We start from the raw sequence: 25743 nt of genomic DNA, 5'->3' as shown, positions 1-25743 counted from the left end.
CAGCCAGGCACTGGGATCACGGCGTGGAGCTTCCGGCGTGCCCGGTCACCAGCTCTCCATCTTCCTTTCGGAACGGCCCGGGCAGCGGCGACAGGATCTCCAGCACCACTTCCGAAGGCCGGCACAGACGAGTACCCCTATCGGTTTGTACGAGAGGACGATTGATGAGTATCGGGTGCGCCAGCATCGCATCAAGCAGCGCGTCGTCGCTCAGTCCTGCGTCGCCTAGCCCGAGCGCTTCATACGGCGTCCCCTTCTGCCGGATGGCATCGCGCATGCTCAACCCCGCCGCCGTAATGAGCTCGACTAGGCGCGCACGGCTGGGTGGGTTGGCCAGGTAGTCGATCACTTCCGGCTCGATGCCGACGAAGCGAATCAGTGCCAAAGTATTGCGCGAAGTGCCGCAGTTGGGGTTGTGATAGATGACAGCGTTCACGCACTTTCCTCTTTGTTCAAAACGGTCTCCACCACGCCTGCGGCAGCGGCCAGCGCCGTCGCCTCAACGGCCCCCTTGCGCTCGCTGTATCGGTCCACCAGGTAGTCGCTACGCCCGCGCACCAGAAGGGTGAACTTGATCAGTTCCTCCATCACGTCCACGACGCGATCGTAGTACGCCGAAGGCTTCATTCGACCGTCGTCATCGAACTCCTGCCAGGCCTTGGCCACCGAGGATTGGTTCGGGATCGTGACCATGCGCATCCAACGGCCGAGCACGCGCAGCGCGTTGACCACGTTGAACGACTGAGAACCGCCGCAGACCTGCATCACAGCCAGCGTCCGGCCCTGAGTGGGTCGCACGCTGCCCTCTTCTAGTGGCAGCCAGTCGATCTGATTCTTGAATACTGCAGTAAGGGTGCCGTGGCGTTCCGGGCTGATCCACACGTGTCCTTCTGACCACAGCGAGGCCCTACGCAGCTCCTGCACCTTCGAGTGAGTGGCCGGCACCGAGTCAAGCATCGGTAGCTCATGTGGATCAAAGAGGCGGGTTTCCGCCCCAAGCTGCTCCAGCAGCCGCTGCGACTCAAGCGCCAGCTTGCGGCTGAACGACTGCGGGCGCAGCGACCCATACAGGATCAGGATGCGTGGTCGGTGTGGCTGGGCGACCGGATCGCTGAGCTTGGCGGCCGTGGGGATGTCCAAGGCACCCGAGACCACGTTAGGGATCTGCTGCAAGGGGGTTGTCCTGTCATTTTAATTTGATTATTCTAGAATCATGGAACACAAAAAAGCAACCCACGCCTTGGCTGCCCTGGGTCATGCCACCCGCCTGTCGATCTTCCGCCTCCTGGTTCAGGCGGGGAGCGTCGGCAAGCTGGCTGGCGATATTGCGCATGCGCTCTCTTTGCCTGGCGCCACACTCTCTTTCCACCTGAAGGAACTGCTTGCTGCGGGACTGATCAGCGCCGAGCAACGTGGCCGGACCATCTGCTACCGAGCCGAGTTCGTGGCGATGAACGAGCTGGTGGCCTACCTGACTGAAAACTGCTGTGCAGAGGAACAGGCCTGTGAACGCCCCGCAGGATGCTGACCCCATATCCCAGAGTTCGCCAAAATGACCCGTCGTGTTCTCTTTCTTTGTACCGGCAATTACGCGCGCAGCGTGTTGGCCGAATCGACCCTGACAAAGTGGGGCGAAGGCCGCTATCGGTCCTTCAGTGCAGGCAGCCAGCCGGCCGGTCGGGTCAATCCGTTCGCCATTGCTCAGTTGCAGCGCGAGGGCTTCCCGGTGGAGGGCCTGCGTAGCAAGTCCTGGGAAGAATTTGCCGAAGCGGATGCTGCTGCCATGGACCTGATAGTCACCGTGTGCGACAGCGCGGCTGCCGAAGCGTGCCCGGTCGTGTTTGGCGATTTCGTGCGCGTGCACTGGGGCTTGTCCGATCCGGCCGGCGTAGAAGGCTCGGATGCACAGAAGGCTGAAGCATTCGATCGGGCACATCAGATCATCAAGGCCCGCCTGAAGGCCTTCCTGGAGATTCCTGACGGGGCATGGGATGACCGTAAAGCTCTCAAGGCACAGCTCGATCAGATTGCGCAGATCAACTGACCGTCCTCCCGGAAACTCCCATGACTACTGAAACCTCCCGCCTGTCCTTCCTGGACCGGTATCTCACGCTCTGGATCTTCGCCGCCATGGCGCTCGGCGTCGGCCTGGGCGCGTTGTTCGAGGGCGTGCCCAACGCGTTGAACAGCCTTTCGATAGGGTCGACCAACATTCCGATCGCGATCGGCTTGATTCTGATGATGTATCCGCCGCTGGCCAAGGTGAAGTACGAGGAACCCCGATGCAGCAGGTTGTTGGTTAGCCAGGCATCCCGCAAAGCCCATCGGCTGCCCTGCAAGCGATAGAGATGATCGGCGACCCAGAAGTCCCCACCGCCATCCATCAATAGACTGCTGATGATCAGCGCCGCACCCGCTGGTAGCGCTAAATGAGTGATTAAGAATCGAGGTGCGAATGGTGCGTTGGATAGTGGGGCGTTGCCCAGTAGTCGGAATTCATTGGGGGGCATCGGCATGTGCCTCCTTCGAATGCCACAGCGCATGCGCGTCGATACGCACCAGTGCTGATGCTTGCAACGCATCGACGCGAACCTGTGCCTCGGCGAGTCGTGTCTGGCGCAGGTTGCGCAACGTCAAGAGGTATTCGGCCAAGGAGGCCTCTCCCAATTCCCAAGCCCGCCGCGTGCGGTTGCTGGCCGTGGTCTGCGCGGCCAGCGCCTGCGCGAATGACTGCCACTGTGTGCGCTTGCTGTCGGCAGCCTGCACGGCGACCCACGCACTTTGCTCCACCGCGCGCCGCACGCCGAGCGCCTCCGCCTCTGCGGCCGCCGCATTGGCGCTTTCCGTGGCAGCCATTGCACTGCGATAGTCTGTGCCAAATGGCACCGTCAGGACAACGCCAATGACACGTTCCGCCCCGCCGCGTTCAGACATCATGCGTACCCCGACTGTGGGGTCGGGCGTGCGGTTGGCGCGAGCTCGCTCGGCCACCTTGGCAAGGCGAGCTGCCTCTCCATCGGCAATGCCGATTTCGACGCTTTGTCGCACAATTCGCGCCAGCCACTCCTGTACCCCGCCCTGCAAGGGATCGGGATCTGGCAGCGTGGATGGCCGTGCGGGAATCTCAATGCCGGGGAACTCGATCACTACCGTTTGTCGTGCTGCCCGTTCTGCGTCGCGCGCAGCGCTAACCTGGGCAGCAAGCATTGCGCGTTCGGCTTGCAGAACGTCGCTGTCCCGCTGCGCGGCATCGCCCAGGGTCACGCGGCGGGCCATTGCTTCCTGCTCACGTATAAGCAACTTTTCCTGCGCTTGCATCTCGTCGGCTACGACGAAACTGCGCAGCCATCCGGCCCAGACTTCCAACAGTCGCCTTGCCATTTGGTGCTCGGCATCTTCAAGGCGCATATCGGCCACTCTGCGGGTGCGGCTACCGATGTCCCGATCTATACGTGCCTTGTTTGGCAAGCGAACAGCACGGCTGAGCTGGATTTCCCATTCGTTGTAGCGACGCGCTTCGTTGGTCACGTTTCGACGTTGTAGGCCGCTACTGAGTTCAAACTCGTGGCTACCGGCTTCAAGGGCGCTTTGCGTGGCAGCAGCCGCGTCCAAGCGAGCGGCTGCTGCATTCACGACCGGCTGGGTTTTCATCGCCGCTTCGACTTGCACCTGCGGAGGCAGCCAAGAGAGATCATCGGCGTGCGCTTGCGCGGGATGAAATGTCAAAGCCGCGATAGCCACCATGACGGAACCAGTCGGCAGCACCAGGCTGCATCCTTTGTTTTTATTCGTCATACCAGTCTTCCACTTGCCAACACCGGCTCCACCCACCAGCGCACATCGCTCGATGCGATGCGCTGGCGCAGATGCGCCAGAACCTGTTCCAGCCGTTCGGGTTCGATCAACACCCAGATGACGCGCCGATCCACACGGCCGCGAACTTTCTCGCGAATGGACGCGCGCGCGAAGTCGCCGGTATGCCCTTCGGCGTGCAACAGGGTGAACCCTGGCAGCACCGGGTCGGCCATCAGGGCATCGGTGACGGCGTCTTCGAGCGTGGGTGGAAATACCAGATTCAGGCGCACCAGTTGCGCTTCTTTCAATCCGTTCATGCATGGACTCCTTGTTGTGAGGAGATGGCCTGGCCGAATCGCCGGTACAGCACCGGCAGCAGGACCAGGGTCAGCGCCGTGGAGCTGACCAGCCCGCCAATCACCACGATGGCGAGTGGGCGCTGGATCTCAGAGCCAGGGCCACTGGCCAGCAGCAGGGGCACCAGACCAAAAGCGGTGATGGAAGCCGTCATCAGCACGGGGCGCAGCCGTCGCAGAGAACCTTCACGCACCACCTGTTCCAGGGGCAGGCCCAGCGCGTGCAGGTGGTTGAAGTGCGTCACCAGCACCAATCCGTTGAGCACGGCGATGCCCAGCAGCGCGATGAAGCCGACCGAAGCAGGCACCGACAGGTACTGCCCCGATAGCCACAGCGCCGCCACGCCGCCGACCATGGCAAACGGCACGTTGCCGAGGATGAGCGCGGCCTGCCGCACCGAGCCGAAGGTCATGAACAGCACGAAGAAAATCAGCCCCAGGGCCACCGGCACCACCATGCCAAGGCGGGCCGCTGCACGTTGCTGGTTCTCAAACTGCCCGCCCCATTCGACGCGATAGCCGGGCGGCAGCGGCACGTCGCGCGCCACGGCTGCGCGCGCTTCATCCACGAAGCCGACCAGATCGCGCCCGCTCACGCTGGACTGGATCAGTGCGAAGCGCGAGCCGTTCTCGCGCCGCACCAGCACGGGGCCATCGGTGGTGGCGATGCGCGCCAGCGAGGCCAGGGGGATTTCGCCCTGATCGCCACGGGCGAGCTGCAAGTCCTTGAACCGCTCGGCCGATCCGCGCAGCCGGGCATCCCCGCGCACCACGATGGGCGTGCGCCTGTCCGGCTCGATCACCAGCCCGGCCGGAACGCCTTCGAGTTGCGCGCGCAACTCGTCCTGAACCTGTGTTACGGCCAGCCCGGCGCGCCCCGCCGCCTGCGCATCCACCTTCACCTGCAGGTATTCCACGCTGTCGCTGGCCTGGGTGAGCACGTCGCGCGCACCGGGCACTTTCTCGATGCGAGCGGCCATGCGCTGCGCCAGATCGCCCAGTGTTTGCAGATCAGGGCCGAACAGCTTGACGGCCACGTCGCCCCGGCTGCCGGTGAGCATTTCTGAGATGCGCATCTCGATGGGCTGGGTAAAGCCGAATTCCAGGCCGGGGAAGGCATCCATCACCTTGCGTATCTCGGCACTCAAGGCCTCCTTGTCGGCTGCATGCCAATCCTTGCGCGGTGCGAGCTGCATGAACAGGTCGGTTTCGTTCAGGCCCATCGGGTCGAGCCCCAGCTCGTCCGAGCCCACCCGCCCGATGCTGTGCCGCACCTCGGGCACTGCCGCACTGATGGCCTTCTGCACGGCCAAGTCAATCTCCAGCGAGCGCTGCAGCCCAATGGACGGCGGTTTTTGCAGTTGCAGCAAGATATCGCCTTCGTCCATCGTCGGCATGAACGCCTTGCCCGTGCCGAGGTAGGCCACCACACCCAATGCCAGGGCCGCGATGGCGACTGCCGATGCGCGTAGCGGGTGGTGAAGCGCAGCCTCCAGCAGCGGTTGGTACAGGCGCGTAGCCCAGCGCATCACCCACGGCTCGGTGTGCGCGTGTTCCTTGAGCAGCAGCGAGGCCAGCACAGGCACCAGCGTGAACGACAGCAGCAGCGAGACGCCCAGGGCGAACACGATGGTCAGCGCCACCGGCACGAACAGCTTGCCTTCCAACCCTTGCAGCGTGAGCAGGGGCATGAAGGTAAGGCAGATGATGAGGATGCCGGAGGCCACGGGCACGGCGACCTCGCGCGCCGCCGCGAATATGCGGTGCAGGCGCGGCTGGTGCGCACTGGGCGCGTGCGGGTCGAGCCGACTGACGGCGTTTTCCACCACCACTACGGCAGCGTCCACCAGCATGCCGATGGCGATCGCGAGGCCCCCCAAGCTCATCAGGTTAGCGCTCATGCCGACCAGACGCATCAGCAAGAAGGTGCCCAGTGCCGCCAAAGGCACCATCACCGCCACAACCAGCGCGGCGCGAAGCTCGCCGAGGAACAGAAGCAGCAGGATAACGACCAGTACCGTCGCTTCCAGCAAGGCGCTTTCCACCGTGCCCACGGCGCGCTCGATCAGCGTGCTGCGGTCATAGAACGGCACCACCTTGACGCCGGGCGGCAGGCTGGGAGTCACCTCGTCCAGCCGGGCTCGAATGGCTTTGACCAGCGCCGAGGCATCGGCCCCGCGCAGCGCCACCACGATGCCTTCCACCGCTTCGCCCGCGCCGTCCCGGGTGACGGCGCCATATCGCGTCACGCCTTCGATGCGCACCTGGGCCACGTCGCCCAGTCGAACTGGGGCCGTACCATTGGCCCCCGCGCGCAGGATCAGACGGGATAAATCGTCCAAAGTGTGGATCGCGCCTTCGGCGCGCACGATCAGCGTGTCTTCGCCTGCATCCAGGCGGCCCGCACCGTCATTGCGGTTGTTGCGGCCGATCGCCGTGATGACATCAGAGAAGCTGAGGCCCGCAGCGGAAAGCCGTGCGCGATCCGGCACCACAGCAAAGCTCTTGGCTTCTCCACCCAGCACGTTGACATCAGCAACACCGGGCAGCGTGCGCAGAGCCGGGCGCAGCGTCCAGTCCAGCAGGGCGCGGCGCTCGCTCAACGTGAGGCCACCGCCTTCGATGGTGAACATGAACACGTCCGACAGCGGTGTCGAAATCGGCGCCAGCCCGCCGCTGACGCCTTCGGGGAGGCTGCCCGAAACGCCGGCATAGCGTTCAGCCACCTGCTGACGCGCCCAGTAGATGTCGCTGCCTTCGGCAAAGTCCAGCGTGATGTCGGCGATGGCGTACTTGGCCGTGGAGCGCAGCATCACGCCCCGCGGCACGCCGAGCAACTCCATCTCCAGCGGCGTGATCACGCGCGACTCCACCTCCTCGGGCGTCATGCCAGGGGCCTTGATAATCAGCTTGACCTGCGTGGGGGAAATATCTGGATAGGCGTCGATCGGCAGTTGCAGGAAGGCCGCCAGGCCCGCACCCGCCAAAGCCAGCACGCCAAGCAGTACCAGCGCACGTTGGCGCAGGGAGAATTCAATCAGACGGGACAACATGCGTGGTCGCCCCTCATTGCAATGGAATCATGGATTTGAGCAGTGCCGTACCGCGCACAACGACCTGCATGCTTGCCGCAAGCGGCGCAGTGTCTGGCGAAACGGCACGCACGGCGCTTGACGCCTCTGATTCGTCTTGCCCCAGCAGTTGCACCGGAACAGCGCGGACGCGTAGGTCGCCTTGCTTGTCTTGCGATGACGGCTCAGCAACGTAGAGCACGTGGGCGCTGCCCGCTGGCAGCAGTGCGGCCGATGGCACGCTCAAGGTGCCCTGCGGTGCTGGCAGCAACAGCGCGACACTGATCTGCTGCCCGGCCGCATAGCGGTCTGCCCCTGCCTGATCTGCATCGACGCGGGCACGTACCCGCAGGCTCTGACTACTGAGGTCAGTGTCGCCACCAACAGCCGTCACGCGAGCGATCGTGCCATCGGGAAGACGCACTTCCAAGCCTGGGTGGAGATCTGAGCGCCAGCGCAGCGGAACCGCGACGCTGACATCCAGAGGGCCAGGCTGAGCCACTGTAAAGGCGATGTCGAGCGGCGCGACCGCCTGCCCGAGGCTCAGGTGACGGCGCATCACCCGCCCGGACAAAGGCGCCAGCAATTCATACTCGCCGGCCTGCCCGCCGCTAACGGGTCGAAGCCGTGCGAGGGCGCCATTGGCCTCTTGCAACGTACTTTGCGCAGCCGCCGCGCGCGCTTGGGTTTGCTCGTTGCGCGTGGCTGGGATGATGCCCTCGGCCAGGAGCGTGGCATCGCGCCGGGCCTGCGCCGCGGCCACCGCCGCTTCGGTTCGGGCACGCGCCAGATCAGCCTGCGACGCCAGAACGTCCTTGCTCTGGATGCGCGCCAGCGCCTGTCCTTGGCGCACTGCGGCGCCCTCATCGACCAGAACGCGCGTCACCACACCGCCATATGGCGCCACGACCTGCGCGCTGGCCGAGAGTGGTGCCACCGTCTGCGCGGGTAAGCCATCCAGCGGTATCACTGCGGCATCCTTGACGAGTGCGGTTTCTACACCCTGCGCGCGAAGCTGAGCGGCGTTGAGGTGAACGCCGCCAGCGTTCGGTTGGGCGACAGCCTCGCTCGCGTCTTTATCGGCTACGGTTGTCTGCTGCGTTGTCCGAGCCCACCAGCCGTACCCTACGGCAGCCAGAACTGCCACACTGACGACAGACAAGGCCAAGGTCTTAGTTCGGCTGGCTGTGCCCGCCGTTTTCAAGGTCGGGAAGCTCATGCTTGTGCCGCCCCAAACGACGTAGAGCAGAGTAGAAAGCACACAGCGGGGATTGAAAATCCGTCGCATATGGAGCGGTGCGCGAGGTTAATGAGGCGAAACATGCGGTCGATCTCTTGTAAAAGATCGGCTCATGTTCTTCGATGAAGCTTTGAGAAGGCTTTGGAGAAAGCGAAATTTGCTCAGTACGATGTATTTCGGCGAAACGCCTGCTTTGAGCAGCAAGCAATCGATAAACTGATTTATCAGTAACTTGCTCTGATATGCCAGCGGTGCGCCTTTGCTACCTCAAACATCGCATCCATACACCATGAATTTCAGGAATTCCGAATACCGTTTCAGTCCTTTGGTCATAGGACTGCATTGGCTGACCGTGCTTCTCATCATCGCGGTCTATGCGAGCATGGAGCTGCGCGGACTGGCACCCAAGGGCGCCTTGACAGACGCCATGAAGTCCTTGCACTACCTGCTGGGCCTCAGCGTTCTGGTGATCGTCCTTATTCGTGTCTGGGTGCGCAGCCAGGCGGGCGCGATGCCCGCGATCCAACCACCCATGCCACGCTGGCAGGCCACGCTCGCCGATGTCATGCACTATGCGCTCTACAGCTTCATGCTCGCCATGCCGCTGCTCGGATGGCTCACCTTGAGTGCGGCGGGCAAGCCGATTGTTCTGTTTGGCTTGCCCAGTCCGTCTCTGATCGGCACCGACGTTGCTTTGTCGCGCCAACTCAAGGATGTCCATGAGGCGCTGGCGACATTGGGCTATGTCTTGATCGGATTGCATGCGATGGCGGCGCTGTTGCACCACTACGTCATGCGTGACACCACCCTGGTTCGCATGCTCCCCGGTCATCGTCCCTGAACTGCTGGCCTTGGGCTGCTTCACATGGATTTGATTTTCCAATGACAAAATTTCACCACCGCGCCCACCCTGAAAGTCACCGCACTGAACATATCGGATGGCTGCGCGCCGCTGTTCTGGGTGCCAATGACGGCATCATTTCCACGGCCAGCCTAGTTGCAGGCGTGGCTGCTGCCCATGCAAGCCATGCCAGCATCATGACCACGGCCATCGCGGGGTTGGTAGCCGGTGCCATGTCCATGGCTGCAGGCAAGTTCGTGTCGGTCTATTCACAAGCTGATACGGAGAAGGCGGATTTAGCGCGGGAACGTGATGAACTGGAAAACAGTCCGGAAGCAGAGCATCGGGAACTAACGGCCATCTATGTCCGGCGTGGCCTGGATCATCGACTCGCGGATCAGGTCGCCACGCAATTGATGGCGCATGATGCGCTGGGCGCGCACGCGCGCGATGAATTGGGCATTTCTGAAACCTTGAGCGCTCGCCCGCTGCAAGCCGCCATGGCGTCCGCTGGAAGCTTCGCCGTGGGTGCAGCCATGCCGCTGGCCGTGGTTCTGTTGGCGCCGGAGCAGAGCCTGCTCTATTGGACCGTCGCGACGGCGATTGTCTTCCTGGCCCTGCTCGGCGCTGCGGCTGCTGCCGTGGGTGGTACGCCGCTCTTCAAAAGTGCGCTGCGCGTCGCGTTCTGGGGCACATTTGCCATGGCGGTGACAGCGGGCGTGGGAGCCATGTTCGGCACTGCGGTGTAGATCTGTGTCAATGTCAGAGCAGCGGTGGCCAAGGGCCAAGCCGCGCGGACAGCCGACCGTTGTCCAGTGAGAACGCCAGCGGCAGGTCTATGGCATGCGCGAGCGCCAGAGCCAGTGCAAGTCCCAGCCCGGCGTGGTGCGCCGTGCCACCTTCGGAATCCTTGCGCCAGAAGCGAAGGCCGAATTGATCCAGATCGGATGCCTGCAAATTGGGAGCTGTGTTGACGATGGTCAACATCCAGCCGGAAGCCGCGCGCTCCAGCCGACATTGAATGTCGTCGCCTTCGGGCGCGTATTCGATGGCATTGCGCAAGAGGTTGGAGACGATGCGTTCGATCACGCCCTGATCGCTTTGCACCCATGCCGATTCAGGCAAAGTCACGCGGATGGGTGACTTAGGTGCCATTTGCTGGACGTTGAGTCCCGCCAGTAACTCTTGCAGCAAAGCTGTTAGATCCAGAGGATCCAGCACCAGTGTGTGTTGACCGGACTCAAGCCGCGCCAACAACAGCAGAGTGTCCACACTGCGCTGCATGCGTGAACTGGCCTGGATCGTTGCATTCAGGGCGCGCTGGATTCGGGCCGGGTCGGCATCGATCAAAGCGCTTTCTGCGCTGATGCGGATTTCCGCCAGGGGCGTGCGCAACTCGTGGGCCACGTCGCGGGAGAAGCGGCGCTCGCGGACAATGGCCGCATACAGGTGATGCAAGCCCTGATTGAAGGCTTCGGCAAACGGCCGCAGTTCGCGGGGAAAGTCCGCTCCGATCCGCGCAATCGGCCGATCCGTACGCAGGTCGGCCAGTTGCACGCCGACGCGCTCCAGCATGACCACGATGCGCCGAACCATGAGCAGCGCTAGGCCCGTGGCCAAGAGCGTCGCCAGGACGATACCGCCCAGGAGCGCGAAGTGGATGCGCCGCTCGGTTTGATCCCAATCCCTGCGTTCAGTCGCCACGACCAGCAGCCGGGACTTTTCGCCAGCTACGGATATGCGCGTCGCCAGCGCGCGACCCGCGTGGCCATCCGGGAGTGTCACGTCGTAATAGCGCGGGGTGCCTTGCTCCAGTGGCCCAAGTGCAAGCTCGGCCCCAGCACTGCTGGGCGAACGCAGCAAGGTCCGGTGGGTCTGCGAATCAAAGACCGTGAAGAACTCGGTATGCCCGCTAGGCTCGTATTCCGGCATGAGGCTTTCGAGCTGTCTCGCATCCAACTCCTGCAGCACGCGCCCCACCGCCGCCGATCGTTGCATCAGGGTGGTGTCCATCCGTCGGTAGATTTCGTGGTCGATCCAGTAGTCGAGAACGGGAAACAGGATCGCGAAGGTTCCTCCAATGCAGATCACCAGGCTGGCAGCCAGCCGCCGCTGCAAGGACCAGGATCCGCCTTGACTCGCATCAGAAAGGGCTTCGGAATCGGGGCGTACCATCGTTCAGGGCAGGATGTAGCCGAAGCCACGTCGTGTCACGATCAGTTCATCCAGGCCGCACTGGGCGAGCTTGGTTCGCAGGGTGCTGACGATCACCTCCACCACCTTGTCCGATGCATCGCTGCGGCTGTCGTACAAATGTTCAAAAATCTGCGGGCGAGATAACGTGGCGCCGCGCCGACGCAGCAGCAAGTCGAGCAGTCCATATTCCTTCGGCGTGAGCCCAAGATCCATGCACTTGAATCTCGCGGTGCGCGAGCGCGGATCGACCTCCAGATCGCCGTGGCGCAGAACTGGAACGTCCCGTTGCGGCGGACGCCGCACCAGCGCCCGCAGGCGAGCCAGCAGCTCGGCCAGCTCGAAGGGTTTTGTCAGGTAGTCATCGGCACCCGCATCCAAGGCCCGCACCCGGTCGTCGAGCAGTTCGCGCGCGGAGAGCACCAACACCGGTGCGGCATGGGCCTCCCGGCTCAATGTGCGCAACACGCCAAAGCCGTCCAGCCGGGGCAGCATCAAGTCCAGAATGATGGCGTCGTACCGGTAGCTGGCAAGAAACTTCAGCGCGGACACGCCATCGGCTGCTGTATCGCAGGCATAGCCTTCCGACTGAAGGCTCTGGCTCAGGGCTTCGGCCAGCGTTTGCGAGTCTTCCACGATCAATATGCGCATGTGCTTTCTTCCATTCAGCGCATCTCGAAAAGCTCTTGGTGGAACGCTTCCGGCTCCAACCCCTGGGCCAGCAGGTCGGCGCGCAACGCGCGGCCGAAGGCCGTGGGGCCGCAGAACCAGACGCTGGCGTCTTTCCAACTTGGCACCATAGCACGCAGGCGCTCACCCGTCAGGCGACCGTCTTTCTTGTCGATGAACAGGTGTAGCGCCACGCCGGCCGCCTGGCTGTCGGCGCGAAGCTTCTCGATGGCCTGCGGATCAGCGTCGCTCGTCGGATGGAACAAATCGACGGGGCGTGCGTCTTGGCCTTTGTGCTGCGCCAGATACTTCATGCGCGCAATGAATGGGGTGATGCCGATGCCGGCGCCGATCCAGATCTGGCGGGCACGTCCGTCGTCGAAAGTGAAGCAGCCGTAAGGCCCCTCGACCGTCACCCGGTCGCCAACTTGTAGGCGTTCCGGTAGCCGGCGGGTGTGGTCGCCCAGCGCCTTGGTGATGAAGGTGATGCGCCGGTTTTCCGGCACCCAGGCTGAGGCCAGCGTGTAGGGATGCGGGCCTTCTTTCGGGTTGGACATGGCGAAGGCAAACTGCCCGGGCCGGTGGCCGGGCCAGCCCGGGTCCATCCGCAGGGTAGTTTCCAGCACGTTCAGCGCAGGGTAGGTCTGCAGCGATTCGATGACACCGTGCGCGGTGCGCTGCGCACCGACCCGGCCCAGCAGTACCCACGCCGCCGATACCGTGCCGCTCGCCAGCAGCATAGCCAAAGCCCAGCCCACGGGCTGCGCCCAATAGGAGAACTGCACAAGCACCAAGGTGTGGAAGGCCAGCACCAGGTAGATCGCTGCCATCCAGTGGTGTGTCTTGGCGAACGGCCGGTAGGGGAAGCGCTTAACCAAAGCCAGCACCAGTAGCACCGCGACGGCGTAGAAGGCCCATTCGCCCAAGTCCTCGGCTAGTCCGCGCCAGCCACGCAGCGCCGATTCAATGGAGCCCATTGAATCAGCCGCTGCGCGGGGCTTGCGCGCCGGGCGCGTCAGCCAGCCCCAGCCTACGGCCCACTTGGTACCCTGCGCCCACAGCCAGTGTACTGTCGCAGCGGCCAGAGCGGCGATGCCGAGCCACTTATGCAGGCGGTACATCTTGTCCAGTCCGTTCAAGCTGGGCTCCAACCACGCAGGGCGCGTGGCCAGCACCATCGCCACGGACATCGCGCCGATGGCCAGTACGCCGCTGTATTGAATCCATACCGTTCGCAGGGCGAAGTAGTTGGACTGCGCAGGCCAGAGCGTATCGGTAAAAAGCCATAGAGCGCTCAATGCCAGCGCAAAAAACCAGAACGTCCAAATTATTCTCTTCATCGTGGATTTTCCCCACATTCTGCGGAAGGCGCATGCGGTGCTGGTCTGAAACCATCAATCCAGAAACGCGATAGCGTGCCTTTGAATGTGACCATGTATCCGAAATTACAGAAAATTTTAATTCTGGCATCCCAACCTTTGGTAATGCTTTGGATTGATCAACCATCAATAATAGGATCTAATTTTTCCCACCGGCTTGTGGCATTACCTTGACTCAAGAAATGGTTGACCCCCGACGCCGCCCAATCTCCCATGACACCGCGCCGCCGCGCACCGTCGCGGCAAGCTGCTGCCCCATTCGCTGCTCGATCACCGGTTTCCACGGCACCAGGCTGAACCCCATGCCGTCATCGAGCATCGCGTAGCGCCCGCTGGCCAGCATGACGGAGCGCCGGTAGATGCCGGCCACGCGCTGCCCATCGGCCACCGGGCGATGCTCCAGTCCGGTTTTCGCCGCAATGTCCTTCGTAGCCTGCGCCAGCTCCCGGTTGCGTAGCGTGCCCAATAGATTGCGCGCCAGGATCACGCGCTGGCCGCGCCGCTCGGCCAGCCCCTGTTCGGCCAGAAAGTCGGCGCGCTGCTGCATCGCCTGTTTGACCTCAGCACCAAAGCATAGGTCGCCCAGGCCCGAGCCGCCGCCGATCAACTGCTGGTCCAGCCAGGTGGCACCGATGACGCGGGCCTGCCGCTCGATGGGCAGGTGCGATTTCAGCTCCACGGCCACACCGCTCAGGCGCTGCGCGTCGTAGCGGCGGCCCTGCTCGGGCAGGCCGTCCGGCACCTTCCATAGCCCTTCGGCCACGCGCTCCACGATGCCGGCACGGCGCAGGGCTTCCAGCCGGCGGACGTGGGCCGCGACGACTTCCTGCGGGTCGCGGCCGGGCTTGGCCCGGCCCTGCTCGATCACCAGGTGATGATCGGTGCGGTACAGGCCATCGCTCGCCAGCGCGGCGATGTTCTTGTCGGCCGCCCGCACCTCGGCGGAACCGCGCACCTCCACCACCGCGCCAGTGGGATAGTTCGCCAGCTTGTCGCGGGCGTTCAACGCGACGTAGTGGGCCTTGCCGTCCACGCCGTCGTTGACCAGATAGCCGCGGTCATGCAGTTCGTCGGCCAGCCCCTTGGCAGACGCGCGGCCGACGATGGTGCGGCCGTCGTCGCCCGGCTCGAACACCGCCAGCTCGCGCGGCTGGCCGCGCATGGCCCGCTGCATCGTTCGGATGATGTCGCCACGCTCGCCCAGGGCACGCAGCGTCTTTTCCGCGTCGGCATGGGCGGCCCAGGTGCCGGGCTGCACCTCGTCGGTCAGGCCCAGGCGCTGCAAGGCTTGCAGGCGACCCATCAGCAGCAGGCGCTGGCGTTGCAGCCGGGGTTCGTTGAAGCGTTCGATCTGTACCCGGCCATCCTCGTCGGCCTCGCGTTGGAGGGTGCGGTCGAGGCTCATCCACCGTTCTTGTTCCACCTCGCGCTGCAAGGTCTGCTGGATCTCCAGTTCGGTGTGCAGCCCCAGCCATTCGGTCGCCAGTTCGGCGGCCCGATGGCGGAAGCCATCGGCGATGTAGTCGCCCGCGATGATGAGGTCTTTGCCGGTGTCGTCGCGCCCGCGCACGACGATGTGCGTGTGCGGGTTGTCGGTGTTCCAGTGGTTGACGGCCACCCAATCGAGGCCTGTGCCCAGGTCGGCTTCCATGCGGCCCATGAGGTGCCGCGTGTAGGTGCGCAGGGCGCAGACGGCCGCCAGGACGCAAGCGCGCATGGCGCGCGCCGCCCTTGACGGCGAGAACGCCGTGGTACGGTGAAGGGAACAGCAAGACCGCCCACACCCCGCCCACTGCACACAGTCGGCTTTTGGCAAGCGGAGCGCGCAGGCCCTCAAGGGCCGGAGGCGTCAGGGATCAAAGCCGGATGGCCGCGATTCGGCACGAAGCGCGGGGCGCAGCCCGCGAGCCCGACGGCGGTACGCCGGGACGCCGGGACGCCATGCAGTTCTGCCTGCTGATGACTTGCACAATGATTCAATAAATGTTGTATTATCGAATCATGAACGAGACCCAAGCTGTTTCCGCGCTGAGTGCCTTGGCCCATGCCCAGCGCCTGCGCGTGTTCCGCGCCCTGGTCGTCGCTGGCCCCGAGGGTTTGACGCCCAGCATCCTGGCCGACCAGCTCGACGTGGCCCGCAACACCCTGTCCTTCCATCTGAAGGAGCTGGCGCACGCCGGCCTCGTCACCATCGAGCAGCAGGGCCGCAACCTGATCTACCGCGCCGAGTACAGCCACATGAACGGCCTGATCGGCTACCTGACCGAGCACTGCTGCCAGGGCGGCGTGTGCGAGGTCAGCCCGTCTTCCGCCATCTGCACCACCTGCTGAAAGGACTTCTCATGAAACGCTTCCACGTCCACCTGCACGTCGATGATCTGAACCGCAGCATCGGCTTCTATTCCCAACTGTTCGCCGCGCAGCCCGCGCGCACCGAGAGCGACTACGCGAAGTGGATGCTCGAAGACCCGCCGGTCAACTTCGCCATCTCGACGCGCGGCAGCAAGCCGGGTATCGACCACCTGGGCATCCAGACCGACGATGCCGAGGAACTGGCTGGCCTGAAGGCCCGCGCGCAGGCCGCCGACATGGCACTGCTCGACGAAGGCACCACGACCTGCTGCTACGCGCGCAGCGAGAAGCACTGGATCACCGACCCGCAAGGTGTGGCCTGGGAGCATTTCCACACGCTGGGCAACATCCCCGTCTTCAACGAAGCATCCCAGCCCGCAAGCGGCGCCGCTGCGGCGTGCTGTGCGCCAAGCGATGGCCGCGCCGCGAAGCCCGCTGCATCTTGCTGCTGACGCGAGGCACGCATGACGACTGAAGTCACCTACAACGCGCTGTTCATCTGCACGGGCAATTCGGCGCGTTCGATCCTCGCCGAAGGCATCCTCAACGAGCTGGGCAAGGGCCGGTTTCACGCCTGGTCGGCGGGCAGCCATCCCAAGGGCGAAGTCCATCCGCTGGCGCTCGCCACGCTGGAGCGCCTGCATCTGCCGGCGACCGGCTACCGCAGCAAGAGCTGGGACGAGTTCGTGGCGCCGGATGCGCCGGTGTTCGATTTCATCTTCACCGTCTGCGACAACGCCGCCGGTGAGGCGTGCCCGCTGTGGCCGGGCAAGCCGGTATCGGCCCATTGGGGCGTGCCCGACCCAGCGGCCGTCGAAGGCACGGAGGAACAGCAGCGCAAAGCGTTCACGGACGCCGCGATCACGCTGCGCCGGCGCATCGAGCTGTTCCTGTCGCTGCCCCTGAAAAGTCTCGATACCATGTCCTTGCAGCGCGAGCTGCGCGACATTGGCCGCCAGTGAGGCCAGCGCGATGACCGCAGGAGCCGATACCGCCGGCCGCGCGCCGGCGGCGCCCGCCATGAGCTTCTTCGAGCGTTACCTGACCGTGTGGGTGCTGCTGTGCATCGTCGCGGGCATCGCCTTGGGCCAGCTTGCGCCCGGCGTGTTCCAGGCCATCGGCCGCATGGAAGTGGCCCAGGTCAATCTGCCAGTGGGCCTGCTGATCTGGATCATGGTGATCCCCATGCTGCTCAAGGTGGACTTCGGTGCGCTCGGCCAGATCAGACAGCATTGGCGCGGCATCGGCGTCACGCTGTTCGTCAATTGGGCGGTCAAGCCGTTCTCGATGGCGCTGCTGGCGTGGATCTTCATTCGCCAGGTCTTCGCCGAGTGGCTGCCGGCCGACCAACTCGACAGCTACGTGGCCGGCCTGATCCTGCTGGCCGCCGCGCCCTGCACGGCGATGGTGTTCGTCTGGAGCCGGCTGACGGGCGGCGATCCGGTGTTCACGCTGTCGCAAGTGGCCTTGAACGACACCATCATGGTGTTCGCCTTCGCGCCCCTCGTCGGCCTGCTGCTCGGGTTGTCGGCCATCACCGTACCGTGGGACACGCTGCTGACCTCGGTGGTGCTCTACATCGTCATCCCGGTCATCATCGCGCAGGTGTGGCGCCGCGGGCTGCTGCGCCAGGGCCAGGCGACGTTTGACCGCGCGCTGGCGCGCATCGGCCCGCTGTCGATCGCCGCGCTGCTGCTGACGCTGGTGCTGCTGTTCGCCTTCCAGGGCCAGGCCATCATCCGCCAGCCGCTGGTGATCGCCATGCTGGCGGTGCCGATCTTGATCCAGGTGTTCTTCAATTCCGGCTTGGCCTACTGGCTCAACCGCAAGGTAGGCGAGAAGCACAGCATCGCCGGCCCCTCGGCGCTGATCGGCGCGAGCAACTTCTTCGAGCTGGCCGTGGCGGCAGCCATCAGCCTGTTCGGCTTCCACTCCGGCGCCGCGCTGGCCACCGTGGTCGGCGTGCTGATCGAGGTACCGGTGATGCTGCTGGTCGTGCGCGTGGTCAACCGCTCGCGTGGCTGGTACGAACAGGCTCCGCGCAACGCAGGAAGGCATCCGGCATGAGCCTTGTCACGATCTACCACAACCCGGACTGCGGCACGTCGCGCAACACGCTGGCGCTGATCCGCGCCAGCGGCATCGCGCCCACGGTCATCGAGTACCTGAAGACGCCACCTGACCGCGAAACCTTGCAGGCGCTGATCGCACAGATGGGCATGTGCGTGCGGGACGTGCTGCGCGTCAGGGGCACGCCGTACAAGGAACTCGGGCTGGATGCCGCCCATTGGAGCGATGACGAATTGATCGACCAAATGCTGGCGCACCCGATCCTCATCAATCGGCCCATCGTGGTTTCGTCCCTGGGCGTGCGCCTGTGCCGCCCCTCGGACACGGTGATTGAGCTGCTGCCGCAGCGACCGGCGGGCGAGATTCGCAAGGAAGACGGCACACCGCTGCTGGTGGACACGCCGATCGCGGAAAGCGACACGGGCCTCACCACGGCTTTGCAGGAGGCCGGACTTCCCACGGATGATCTGACCGAACCGGGGCGCAGCTTCTTCGCCTATGCCACGGTGACAGACGAGCGCGTGGGCTACGGTGGCTTCGAGCATATGGGCCGGGATGTGCTGGTGCGCTCCCTGGTGGTGCTGCCGCACGCGCGCCAGCGCGGCATTGGCGGCGCCATGCTGGCGTTACTACTGCGACGCGCCTTCGATCAAGGCGGACGTGACGCCTGGCTACTGACCACGACGGCGGCGCCGTTCTTCGAGCGCGGGGGCTTCAAGCCGGTGGAACGCACAAGCGCACCGACTTCTGTGCTGGCGACGCGGCAGGCTGCGAGCTTGTGTCCCGCCAGCGCAGCGTTGCTTAGGCGGCCGATCCATTTGTAGTGCAGAACCGTCAGGACTCGCGCTGCTCGATCTGCAACCGTGCCCGTTCGGTCTCCCGCGGCTGGACTACTTGATAGCGCTTGGACACCACGGCCAACGGTCGCTTGGTATCAGAGCGATAAAGCATGTTGTAAGCCAGAACCGCCAGGCTGATCTCGGAATGCAAGGCATGCTGAGAGCGATCGCGGCTTGAGAACTCCGGATGATTGTTTTGACCAAACTGCGTGAGTCGTATGCGCTCTCCCCGAAAGATCATCCGCAAAGGGTTTTTACACAGCCTCGGCCAAGAGCGGACGTAAGGCTGGGAAAACGCGTTTGCCAGAGGGAAATCGAGCAGCGCCTCGGTCAGCGTGAGTACAGCGCGCGCTGCAGGTAAGGCGCTGTGGCTCCGACGCCCCGGCTCGCTACGTCCTGCGGCACGCCCTCGGCGACGATACGACCCCCCTTCTCCCCGGCGCCCGGGCCTACGTCGATCATCCAGTCGCTGTCGGCGACGACCCGCATGTCATGTTCGACGACGACCACGGTGTTGCCTGCGTCAACCAGTTCGTGCAATTGCACCATCAGCTTGTCCACGTCGAAAGGGTGCAGTCCAGTGGTCGGCTCGTCGAGCACGTATAGCGAGTCGCCATGCTGACTGCGCTGCAGCTCGGTGGCCAGCTTGATGCGCTGGGCCTCGCCGCCGGACAGTTCCGTCGCAGGCTGCCCGAGCCGCAGGTAACCCAAGCCAATGCCGTGGAGCAATGCCAGTGCACGGTGCACGGGCACTTCGTCGGCAAAGAACGACAGCGCCTCGTCCACCGTCATCCCCAGCACTTGGGCGATGTTGCGCCCGTTCCACTCGATTTCGAGGGTCTTTTCGTTGTAACGCTTGCCGTGGCAGGTAGGGCATGGCGCGTAGACGCTCGGCATGAAGAGCAGTTCGATGCTGACGAAGCCTTCGCCCTCGCAAGTGGGGCAACGTCCCTGCGCCACGTTGAAGGAGAAGCGACCCACGCCATAGCGGCGCGCCTTCGCAGCGCGCGTGGCTGCGAACAGCTTGCGCACATGGTCGAACAGGCCGGTGTAGGTCGCCAGGTTGGACCGCGGCGTGCGGCCGATGGGCTTCTGGTCGACGTTGACCAGGCGGCGGATGGCACCCACGCCCGCACCCAGCCGGCCCGCAGTACGCGTTATTGCGTCGGGCAGCGGCATGTCGTCGCTGCTTTCCTCCACCGCCGGCTCGTGGCCGAGGTGCTCGCTCACGAGTTCCACCAGCGCCTGGCTGACCAGGCTAGACTTGCCCGAACCGGACACGCCAGTGACCGCAGTGAAGACCCCCAGTGGGATCCGCACATCGAGACCATGCAGGTTGTTGCGTTGGATGCCGAGGAGCTCGAGCCAGCCTGACGGGCGCCGAGGCGTGCGCCGACGCGTGGGCACGGAGTCGAACAGATAGCGCCGCGTGTGCGACGCCTCGATGTCGCGCAACCCCAACGGCGGCCCGCTGTAGAGCACGCGGCCACCATGCTGGCCTGCATCCGGCCCGACATCGACAAGCCAGTCGGCGCGGCGCAGCGTATCCAGGTCGTGCTCGACGACGAACAGGGTGTTGCCGGCCGCCTTGAGCTGGCCCAGCACCGCGTGCAGGGCTTCCGCATCGGCGGGATGCAGCCCTGCCGACGGCTCGTCCAGCACGTAGACCACGCCGAACAAATTGGAGCGCGCCTGCGTCGCCAGGCGCAGCCGCTGTAGCTCGCCCGAGGAGAGCGTGGGCGTAGAACGGTCCAGCGCGAGGTAACCGAGACCCAGCCCCTGCAACGCCTCAATCCGCTCGATCAGGTCGCGAGTGATGCGTTGTGCTGCGATCCGCTTCTCCTCGGACAGGTTCGCGGTGCGCCGCACGTCCGTGCCGCCGGTATGCGGCGATCCGCCGGCGGCCACGCGACGGGCGATGTCCTTGCGTCCAGCGGCGCGGCTGCGCGTGGCGGTGGCAACTGGTGTGTCGAACCGGTGCTTCGCCGCGGGCGCCAGGAGTTCGGCGATATCAGCGAGCGGCAAACGCGACAAGGTGCCGATATCCAACCCGGCGAATGTGACCGACAGCGCTTCGCGCTTGAGGCGGCGACCGTCGCACGTCGCGCACGTGGTACCGGACATGAAGCGCGCGACACGCTTCTTCATCAGCGCGCTCTGCGTGTTGGCGAAGGTGTCTAGCACGTAGCGGCGCGCGCCGGTAAAGGTGCCCATGTAGCTGGGCTCGGTTTTGCGGCGCAGCGCCGCGCGCGTTTCAGCAGGTGTGAAACCCGCGTACACCGGAACCACTGGCTGCTCGTCGGTGTGCAGGATCCAGTCGCGGTCCTTCTTCGGGAGCTCGCGCCAGGGTTTGTCGATGTCATACCCCAACGTCACCAGGATGTCGCGCAGGTTTTGCCCATGCCACGCCGGTGGCCACGCTGCGATCGCCCGGTCGCGGATCGACAGCGACGGGTCGGGAACCATGGCCTCGTCCTTGACTGTGTAAACGTAGCCCAGCCCGTGGCAGGTAGGGCAAGCACCCTGCGGCGTGTTGGGCGAGAAATCTTCCGCATACAGCATGGGTTGCCGGGGCGGATAGGCGCCGGCGCGCGAATACAGAATGCGTAGCAGGCTCGACAGCGTGGTGATGCTGCCCACAGTGGAGCGGACGTTCGGCGTACCGCGCTGCTGCTGCAGCGCGACTGCCGGCGGCATACCGTCGATGGCGTCAATGTCGGGGACGCCAACCTGGTCGATCAGGCGCCGCGCATAGGGCGACAGCGATTCCAGGTAGCGCCGCTGCGCCTCGGCATAGAGCGTGCCAAACGCCAGCGAAGATTTGCCCGATCCCGAGATGCCGGAGAACACGACGATTGCATCCCTCGGGAGGTCGACATCGACATCCTTGAGGTTGTGCTCACGCGCGCCTCGCACGTGCACGAAGGCGTCGAACCCGACCGGCGACGGGGACTGGTGTGGCATGGGTTCGCACTCCTGCAGATTCGTGACTATGGTAAATCTGCGCTCGCCGTCCGCGTGAAGGGGGCGTCGAGCCATCCTCACACCGTCGCAACACATCGCTCCACGGAAGCGACTAGTTTGTCAGGCAATAGCGTCCAACTGGCTAGGCGCGCCGATCCGTTGATTTCTTGGCTCAAACAAGTCCTAGGCTTCCAAGTAAGGGAGGGGACGTCGTTACTCCGTCAGACCAACAGGAGACAGCTCATGGTCAAGGTTGCGCTATTCGTTCGCTTCGAAGCGAAAATCGGCAAGGAGAAAGAAGTTGAAAGCTTTCTCCTGAGTGGTCTGCCACTAGTTATGGACGAGCCCGCCACGACCGTCTGGTTCGGAATTCGCCTCGGGCCAACAACCTTCGGCATTTTCGATGCCTTTCCCGACGATGCGGGCCGGGAGGCCCATCTCGCCGGCAAGGTTGCAGCGGCCTTGATGGCCAAGGCCGGGGAAATGTTCTCCGAGCCGCCGACCATCGAGAAAGTCGACGTGCTCGCGGCAAAGCTACCCAGCTAGGCAAGTGGGGCAAGCCGCCACTCGGAGACGCCTTCGGGCGGCTTCGTTGTTTGCCCAACCAAGTCATTGCCATGCCCTCCCCGTCCCTACGTTCGAAATCCATCCCACGGCTCTGCAGCAACCAAGCCGTGCCTCGGAAATCACTGGTCTCTTAGACGGTCGCACCGCACACGGGCTTGTGTATCGACTTATGCGCGACCCGCGTCCGATGTCTACGATGCCTCCTGCATTTCCCTAGCCTCTCAATCGTTGGCTTCGCCGAGGGCCAAGGCCGACGCCAGAGGCCTCGACGATTCCAGCGTCCTGTGGAGCGGGACTTCGCCCAACGCGATTCCACAGGGCGTGGCTCCGGGACTTGTGACCTGCGTGCTCGCAGGGATTGCCTAAGTTGTCGCTGTCCGCTTCGGGTCGCACGCCCTGCGGCCCGATGCACTCGTTGCGAGACGTAAACCGAAGGTGGCCTGGTCGAACTCTATCGAGGAAGCCACATCACTCTCCGTTGACACTTCAGCAAAGGCAGTCTCGGTTCCAGTCGGTACTGGGACTGGCATCACGAACCTAAGCTGCCTCTAGATCGCTAAATACCTCGAGCGGAATCCGTACAAGCAGCAGATTGCAGAGCGAGCACCCGCTGCTTCCGGATGAGCCTGCACTTATGTCCTGCGCGCTGCCGAAAACCCGGAGGTTTGCTCAAGCCCCATGAGATCGGCCCGACGACCGCTAGCAGACGCTCAATCGCTTGGTCGTCGCCGGTACGGCGCGAACCAGCATCCGATCGGCAAGAGCCGGGACGGGGAGATGCCGCCCCAGTAGTGGCGTTACCTGCTGGTCGGCGAGAAATTGTGAGCTCCACGCGTCCTTCGCCACTGGATCCACGCGATCGCGGCGACGAAGAAAACGCTGCACAGGTAACTGCCTTCCGGCCCTTGTGCGCCACCGGTGAAGGTGTCGAGGCCTTGCGGGCGCAGCGCCACCAGGAGTGCCGGCAAATGCGCATGCATACCGGCGACGGGCAGTTCGAAGCCGGTTGCGAGCAACCAGTTCCACCCCGCGTGCCAGCCCATCACGCCCCAGATACTGCCAGTCCACAGTGCCCAGGCGCAGGCGAACAGCGAGAACAGGGACGTGCTGAGGATGATCAGGGGCGGCTGGTGCGGACTGAAATGCAGGAAGCAGAAAACGAGCGACACAAGCAGCACTGTCACGGCGACATTAGTCTTGCGCGGCACCACCGACAGCATCCAACCGCGGAAGATGACTTCCTCCACGGTCGCTTGGAACATGAAACTTACTAGCAGCAGACTCACGGGCGAGCGCCATGCTTGCCCCAAGCCTGCGGCCTGCATGCCGCCTGCCATCCAGATCGTGACTACGACCAGCGCGACTGTGCCGAATCCAACGGCAAGTCCGCGCAGGACGGTTTTCAGCCGTACCGGACCGGTCAGCCCGATGCTCGCCAGCGAGCGCCCTTCGACCAAGCGTACCCAGGCGAGCACGCCCGCCAGCGTTGGCGGGAAGGCGCAGTCCGCGAGGAAGGGTTCGACCCGAGCGATCTGTTCCAGCGTGGGCCTGTCCTCGGGTCGTTTCGTGTGTTCGATGGCCCGCTCTACGGTTTCCCGCGCATCGGCCTCGCCATCGAGGTCGGCCACCAGCACGTAGAAAATTGCACCGGCAGCACCAGCATCGAGGCCCGTCTCCGTGCGTCAGAAGTCCAGCGCATAGGCGCCGACGGAAGGCGATGAACCGAAGGCCTTTACGTAGCCTTTGCTGAGGACGACGGGGACATTCTCGAAGGCGATCGCACCCTTGTGCTTCAGATTGGGGAGTCGCTCCTTGAGGAAGCTGTAGACCTCGCGTTCCAGCGTCGCGAGCGCGCTGCCCTTCTGGCCGATGAAGGCCTCGGCCTGTGACCAGCAGGGTTGGAACTTTGGCACGTGGTACTGGTCTTGCGGGAGCCCCTACGCGAAATTACAGCACCCAAAGTTGCATCCCCGCCCTCGCTGGTCCATGCTGGGGGGGAGCGCTTGTGGGGCCAAATCATGGTTACGCGTTCTTTTAACTACTTTGCTCTTCGATCAGACTTTGATCGTTCAGCCCACCATCTCGTCGCCACCTGCACAGCATTGGCGTCTAACGAGCGTCAGGCGTTGCTCGAGGGCTTGGCTGATTTAGCAGCGAAAATTGCAGACGGAGTCCAAGGTCATCGGGAAGAAGCGGCCATCCTCATAAGCATTCAACGAGTAATGCAGAGGGTGAAGCGTGAGGTATTCACACACGCAACTTCCCCACTCGACCACAATCCTTCATGGCTCCCTGCCTATCAGTGTGTTATCGAAGCAAGCCAAGAACGATGAAACCGTGCCTCACAGAAACCGAGTTGGAAATGATCCAGAGTGCCTACAAGCTCTATGGGGCAAGTGACGGTTTCTGGATTACTTTCAATATCATCACAGAAGCGGTTACTCAACGAAGCGATTGTTCCGGGAAGGAAGTGACAGACATGGTCAAGAGTGCGTTTAAAGAGTTGGCTCGAACAGACAGCGCGTTCGATGAAGCTTTTTGAATAACAGTAGAGAAAAAGAGCCCGGCGTACCGGGCTCACGGTGCTACTCCCCAGTAGATGCCTCGGATCATGGCCCCCGCCCTCAGTTCAGTCAACCATTTCTGCGCCCTCGGCCAGGAGCTCGGCTGGGTTGCTCTTAAAGCAAGCCGAGCTGCAAATGGGGGATATATAAGGCCCTCACCCGCCCGCTGCGCCATGGGATTGAGTCTGTGCGGGTCCGGTGCTCGTTCGGTCTGGATATGCAGCACTTGGTGACCCCGGTGCACTAGAAGGTCCGAAATCAACCGCCGATGGCAGCGCCACCACAGTAGCTCTGCACACATCAATGCCGTCCGACTTCTCGCGGCAGCAGCCAAGGCTTGTTCAAGCCCATCAGCAAACCCTGCGCTGGCCATGTGGTCTGCGTAGCCCTGAAACGATGAGTTCCTCCACCCGCCGTTCGCCGACCTTGACTGCACTGTTCGCCGCCCCCTAGCCGGGAACCCAATGATAGCCAATGCCTTCCCGAGGCAATTGCGCACTCATCGCGTCGCTGCCGAACCAAGGAAACTTTCGGAAGCCAGGAAACCGTCTGACACCCGGAACTGAGTCGATTTGGTTGGCTTGCAGAACATCGATAAAAGCGCCCCACGTGCCCGTTGAGTACCCCATCGTCCAAACAGTCATGGGTTTTTCCTACCATCGATCTCAACCCGACTACGCTGGAATTCTTTGCCCAAAGAGCGGGGGCGGGTAGTCTAGAACTTACCTCGACACCTTCGCCTCAGCTGCCCGCTCACCTCTGGCAACAGCGCCAGACCCGGTGATAGGATTTTCCGGTCCGACCGCCTGGCACCTTTCATGAACGAGCACACTTCAACTCAGT

24 protein-coding genes and 3 pseudogenes are annotated in these 25743 nt (G+C 63.7%); 13 read left to right on the top strand and 14 right to left on the bottom strand.

Going from position 1 to position 25743, the window contains the following annotated elements:
* Positions 1-16: 16 nt before the first annotated feature.
* The gene (arsC, locus tag BCV67_RS14735; protein WP_062168864.1) at positions 17-436 is read right to left on the bottom strand and encodes an arsenate reductase (glutaredoxin); all 420 of its coding nucleotides are present in this window, start codon (positions 434-436) and stop codon (positions 17-19) included.
* Positions 433-1173, bottom strand: a complete 741-nt coding sequence (gene arsH, locus BCV67_RS14730) for an arsenical resistance protein ArsH (RefSeq protein WP_062168866.1) — start codon at positions 1171-1173, stop codon at positions 433-435. The genes arsC (BCV67_RS14735) and arsH overlap by 4 nt, the downstream gene beginning before the upstream one ends.
* Positions 1174-1213: 40 nt before the next feature.
* Here arsH and BCV67_RS14725 point away from each other — a divergent pair, with 40 nt between their 5' ends.
* The 3 genes and pseudogenes from BCV67_RS14725 to BCV67_RS14715 all read left to right on the top strand — a co-directional run.
* Positions 1214-1528: an ArsR/SmtB family transcription factor gene (locus BCV67_RS14725; RefSeq protein ID WP_062168868.1), complete on the top strand. Its 315-nt coding sequence runs from the start codon at positions 1214-1216 to the stop codon at positions 1526-1528.
* A 24-nt stretch (positions 1529-1552) separates the two neighbouring features.
* The gene (locus BCV67_RS14720; protein WP_062168870.1) at positions 1553-2044 is read left to right on the top strand and encodes an arsenate reductase ArsC; all 492 of its coding nucleotides are present in this window, start codon (positions 1553-1555) and stop codon (positions 2042-2044) included.
* Positions 2045-2064: 20 nt separating this feature from the next.
* A pseudogene (locus tag BCV67_RS14715) lies at positions 2065-2277 on the top strand (arsenic resistance protein); the annotation flags it as partial.
* 219 nt (positions 2278-2496) lie between these two features.
* On the opposite strand, the gene BCV67_RS14710 reads toward BCV67_RS14715, so the two are convergent.
* The 4 genes from BCV67_RS14710 to BCV67_RS14695 are packed head-to-tail and all read right to left on the bottom strand — an operon-like array spanning position 2497 to position 8441.
* Positions 2497-3795, bottom strand: a complete 1299-nt coding sequence (locus tag BCV67_RS14710) for a TolC family protein (RefSeq protein WP_231732380.1) — start codon at positions 3793-3795, stop codon at positions 2497-2499.
* Entirely contained in the window at positions 3792-4112 is a 321-nt protein-coding gene (locus BCV67_RS14705; RefSeq protein ID WP_062168876.1) for a DUF3240 family protein, read from the bottom strand. The genes BCV67_RS14710 and BCV67_RS14705 overlap by 4 nt, the downstream gene beginning before the upstream one ends.
* Positions 4109-7204: an efflux RND transporter permease subunit gene (locus tag BCV67_RS14700; protein ID WP_062168878.1), complete on the bottom strand. Its 3096-nt coding sequence runs from the start codon at positions 7202-7204 to the stop codon at positions 4109-4111. The genes BCV67_RS14705 and BCV67_RS14700 overlap by 4 nt, the downstream gene beginning before the upstream one ends.
* 13 nt (positions 7205-7217) lie before the next feature.
* Complete coding sequence (locus BCV67_RS14695; protein WP_062168880.1) at positions 7218-8441, bottom strand: efflux RND transporter periplasmic adaptor subunit; 1224 nt, start codon at positions 8439-8441, stop codon at positions 7218-7220.
* A gap of 310 nt (positions 8442-8751) precedes the next feature.
* On the opposite strand from BCV67_RS14695, the gene BCV67_RS14690 reads away from it, so the two are divergent.
* Positions 8752-9303 carry a cytochrome b gene (locus BCV67_RS14690; RefSeq protein WP_062168882.1) on the top strand — a complete coding sequence of 184 codons (552 nt, stop codon included), beginning with the start codon at positions 8752-8754 and terminating at the stop codon, positions 9301-9303.
* Between the two features lie 41 nt (positions 9304-9344).
* Positions 9345-10052 carry a VIT1/CCC1 transporter family protein gene (locus BCV67_RS14685; protein ID WP_062168884.1) on the top strand — a complete coding sequence of 236 codons (708 nt, stop codon included), beginning with the start codon at positions 9345-9347 and terminating at the stop codon, positions 10050-10052.
* A gap of 13 nt (positions 10053-10065) precedes the next feature.
* On the opposite strand, the gene BCV67_RS14680 is transcribed toward BCV67_RS14685, so the two are convergent.
* The 4 genes from BCV67_RS14680 to BCV67_RS14665 form a co-directional block, all read right to left on the bottom strand.
* Entirely contained in the window at positions 10066-11421 is a 1356-nt protein-coding gene (locus BCV67_RS14680) for a sensor histidine kinase (RefSeq protein ID WP_231732381.1), read from the bottom strand.
* A 60-nt stretch (positions 11422-11481) separates the two neighbouring features.
* Entirely contained in the window at positions 11482-12147 is a 666-nt protein-coding gene (locus tag BCV67_RS14675) for a response regulator transcription factor (RefSeq protein WP_062168888.1), read from the bottom strand.
* Positions 12148-12161: 14 nt separating this feature from the next.
* A complete protein-coding gene (locus tag BCV67_RS14670; RefSeq protein ID WP_062168890.1) occupies positions 12162-13505 on the bottom strand; it encodes a ferredoxin reductase family protein in 1344 nt (447 codons plus the stop codon).
* A 214-nt stretch (positions 13506-13719) separates the two neighbouring features.
* Positions 13720-15261: a DUF3363 domain-containing protein gene (locus BCV67_RS14665; RefSeq protein WP_231732382.1), complete on the bottom strand. Its 1542-nt coding sequence runs from the start codon at positions 15259-15261 to the stop codon at positions 13720-13722.
* A gap of 284 nt (positions 15262-15545) precedes the next feature.
* Between BCV67_RS14665 and BCV67_RS14660 the strand changes: the two genes are divergently transcribed.
* The 6 genes and pseudogenes from BCV67_RS14660 (at position 15546) to arsN2 (ending at position 18790) form a co-directional block, all read left to right on the top strand.
* Positions 15546-15875, top strand: a complete 330-nt coding sequence (locus BCV67_RS14660) for an ArsR/SmtB family transcription factor (protein ID WP_197430008.1) — start codon at positions 15546-15548, stop codon at positions 15873-15875.
* Positions 15876-15886: 11 nt separating this feature from the next.
* On the top strand, positions 15887-16348 hold the full coding sequence (locus BCV67_RS14655; protein ID WP_062168894.1) for an ArsI/CadI family heavy metal resistance metalloenzyme: 462 nt from the start codon (positions 15887-15889) through the stop codon (positions 16346-16348).
* A gap of 12 nt (positions 16349-16360) precedes the next feature.
* Positions 16361-16858: an arsenate reductase ArsC gene (locus tag BCV67_RS14650; protein WP_062168895.1), complete on the top strand. Its 498-nt coding sequence runs from the start codon at positions 16361-16363 to the stop codon at positions 16856-16858.
* 58 nt (positions 16859-16916) lie between these two features.
* On the top strand, positions 16917-17963 hold the full coding sequence (gene arsB, locus BCV67_RS14645) for an ACR3 family arsenite efflux transporter (RefSeq protein ID WP_428999523.1): 1047 nt from the start codon (positions 16917-16919) through the stop codon (positions 17961-17963).
* A pseudogene (gene arsC, locus BCV67_RS20555) lies at positions 17960-18358 on the top strand (arsenate reductase (glutaredoxin)); the annotation flags it as partial. The gene arsB and the pseudogene arsC (BCV67_RS20555), both read left to right, overlap by 4 nt.
* Positions 18359-18790 carry an arsenic resistance N-acetyltransferase ArsN2 gene (gene arsN2, locus BCV67_RS20550; RefSeq protein ID WP_231732504.1) on the top strand — a complete coding sequence of 144 codons (432 nt, stop codon included), beginning with the start codon at positions 18359-18361 and terminating at the stop codon, positions 18788-18790.
* Positions 18791-19135: 345 nt separating this feature from the next.
* On the opposite strand, the gene BCV67_RS14635 is transcribed toward arsN2, so the two are convergent.
* Positions 19136-21769, bottom strand: a complete 2634-nt coding sequence (locus tag BCV67_RS14635; RefSeq protein WP_062168898.1) for an excinuclease ABC subunit UvrA — start codon at positions 21767-21769, stop codon at positions 19136-19138.
* Between the two features lie 243 nt (positions 21770-22012).
* On the opposite strand from BCV67_RS14635, the gene BCV67_RS14630 reads away from it, so the two are divergent.
* On the top strand, positions 22013-22315 hold the full coding sequence (locus tag BCV67_RS14630; RefSeq protein ID WP_062171693.1) for a putative quinol monooxygenase: 303 nt from the start codon (positions 22013-22015) through the stop codon (positions 22313-22315).
* An 818-nt stretch (positions 22316-23133) separates the two neighbouring features.
* On the opposite strand, the gene BCV67_RS14625 is transcribed toward BCV67_RS14630, so the two are convergent.
* Positions 23134-23970 carry a CPBP family intramembrane glutamic endopeptidase gene (locus tag BCV67_RS14625; RefSeq protein ID WP_231732383.1) on the bottom strand — a complete coding sequence of 279 codons (837 nt, stop codon included), beginning with the start codon at positions 23968-23970 and terminating at the stop codon, positions 23134-23136.
* A gap of 48 nt (positions 23971-24018) precedes the next feature.
* Positions 24019-24249, bottom strand: coding sequence for a hypothetical protein (locus BCV67_RS14620; RefSeq protein ID WP_062168900.1), 231 nt, complete (start codon positions 24247-24249; stop codon positions 24019-24021).
* Positions 24250-24698: 449 nt separating this feature from the next.
* Between BCV67_RS14620 and BCV67_RS14615 the strand changes: the two genes are divergently transcribed.
* The gene (locus BCV67_RS14615; protein ID WP_156455860.1) at positions 24699-24878 is read left to right on the top strand and encodes a hypothetical protein; all 180 of its coding nucleotides are present in this window, start codon (positions 24699-24701) and stop codon (positions 24876-24878) included.
* Between the two features lie 35 nt (positions 24879-24913).
* On the opposite strand, the pseudogene BCV67_RS19655 reads toward BCV67_RS14615, so the two are convergent.
* Positions 24914-25529, bottom strand: a pseudogene (locus tag BCV67_RS19655) (DUF488 family protein).
* Positions 25530-25743: the final 214 nt, after the last annotated feature.

This window comes from Stenotrophomonas nitritireducens (assembly GCF_001700965.1).
GTDB lineage: Bacteria > Pseudomonadota > Gammaproteobacteria > Xanthomonadales > Xanthomonadaceae > Stenotrophomonas > Stenotrophomonas nitritireducens_A.
This window is presented reverse-complemented; position numbering and strand designations above follow the sequence as displayed.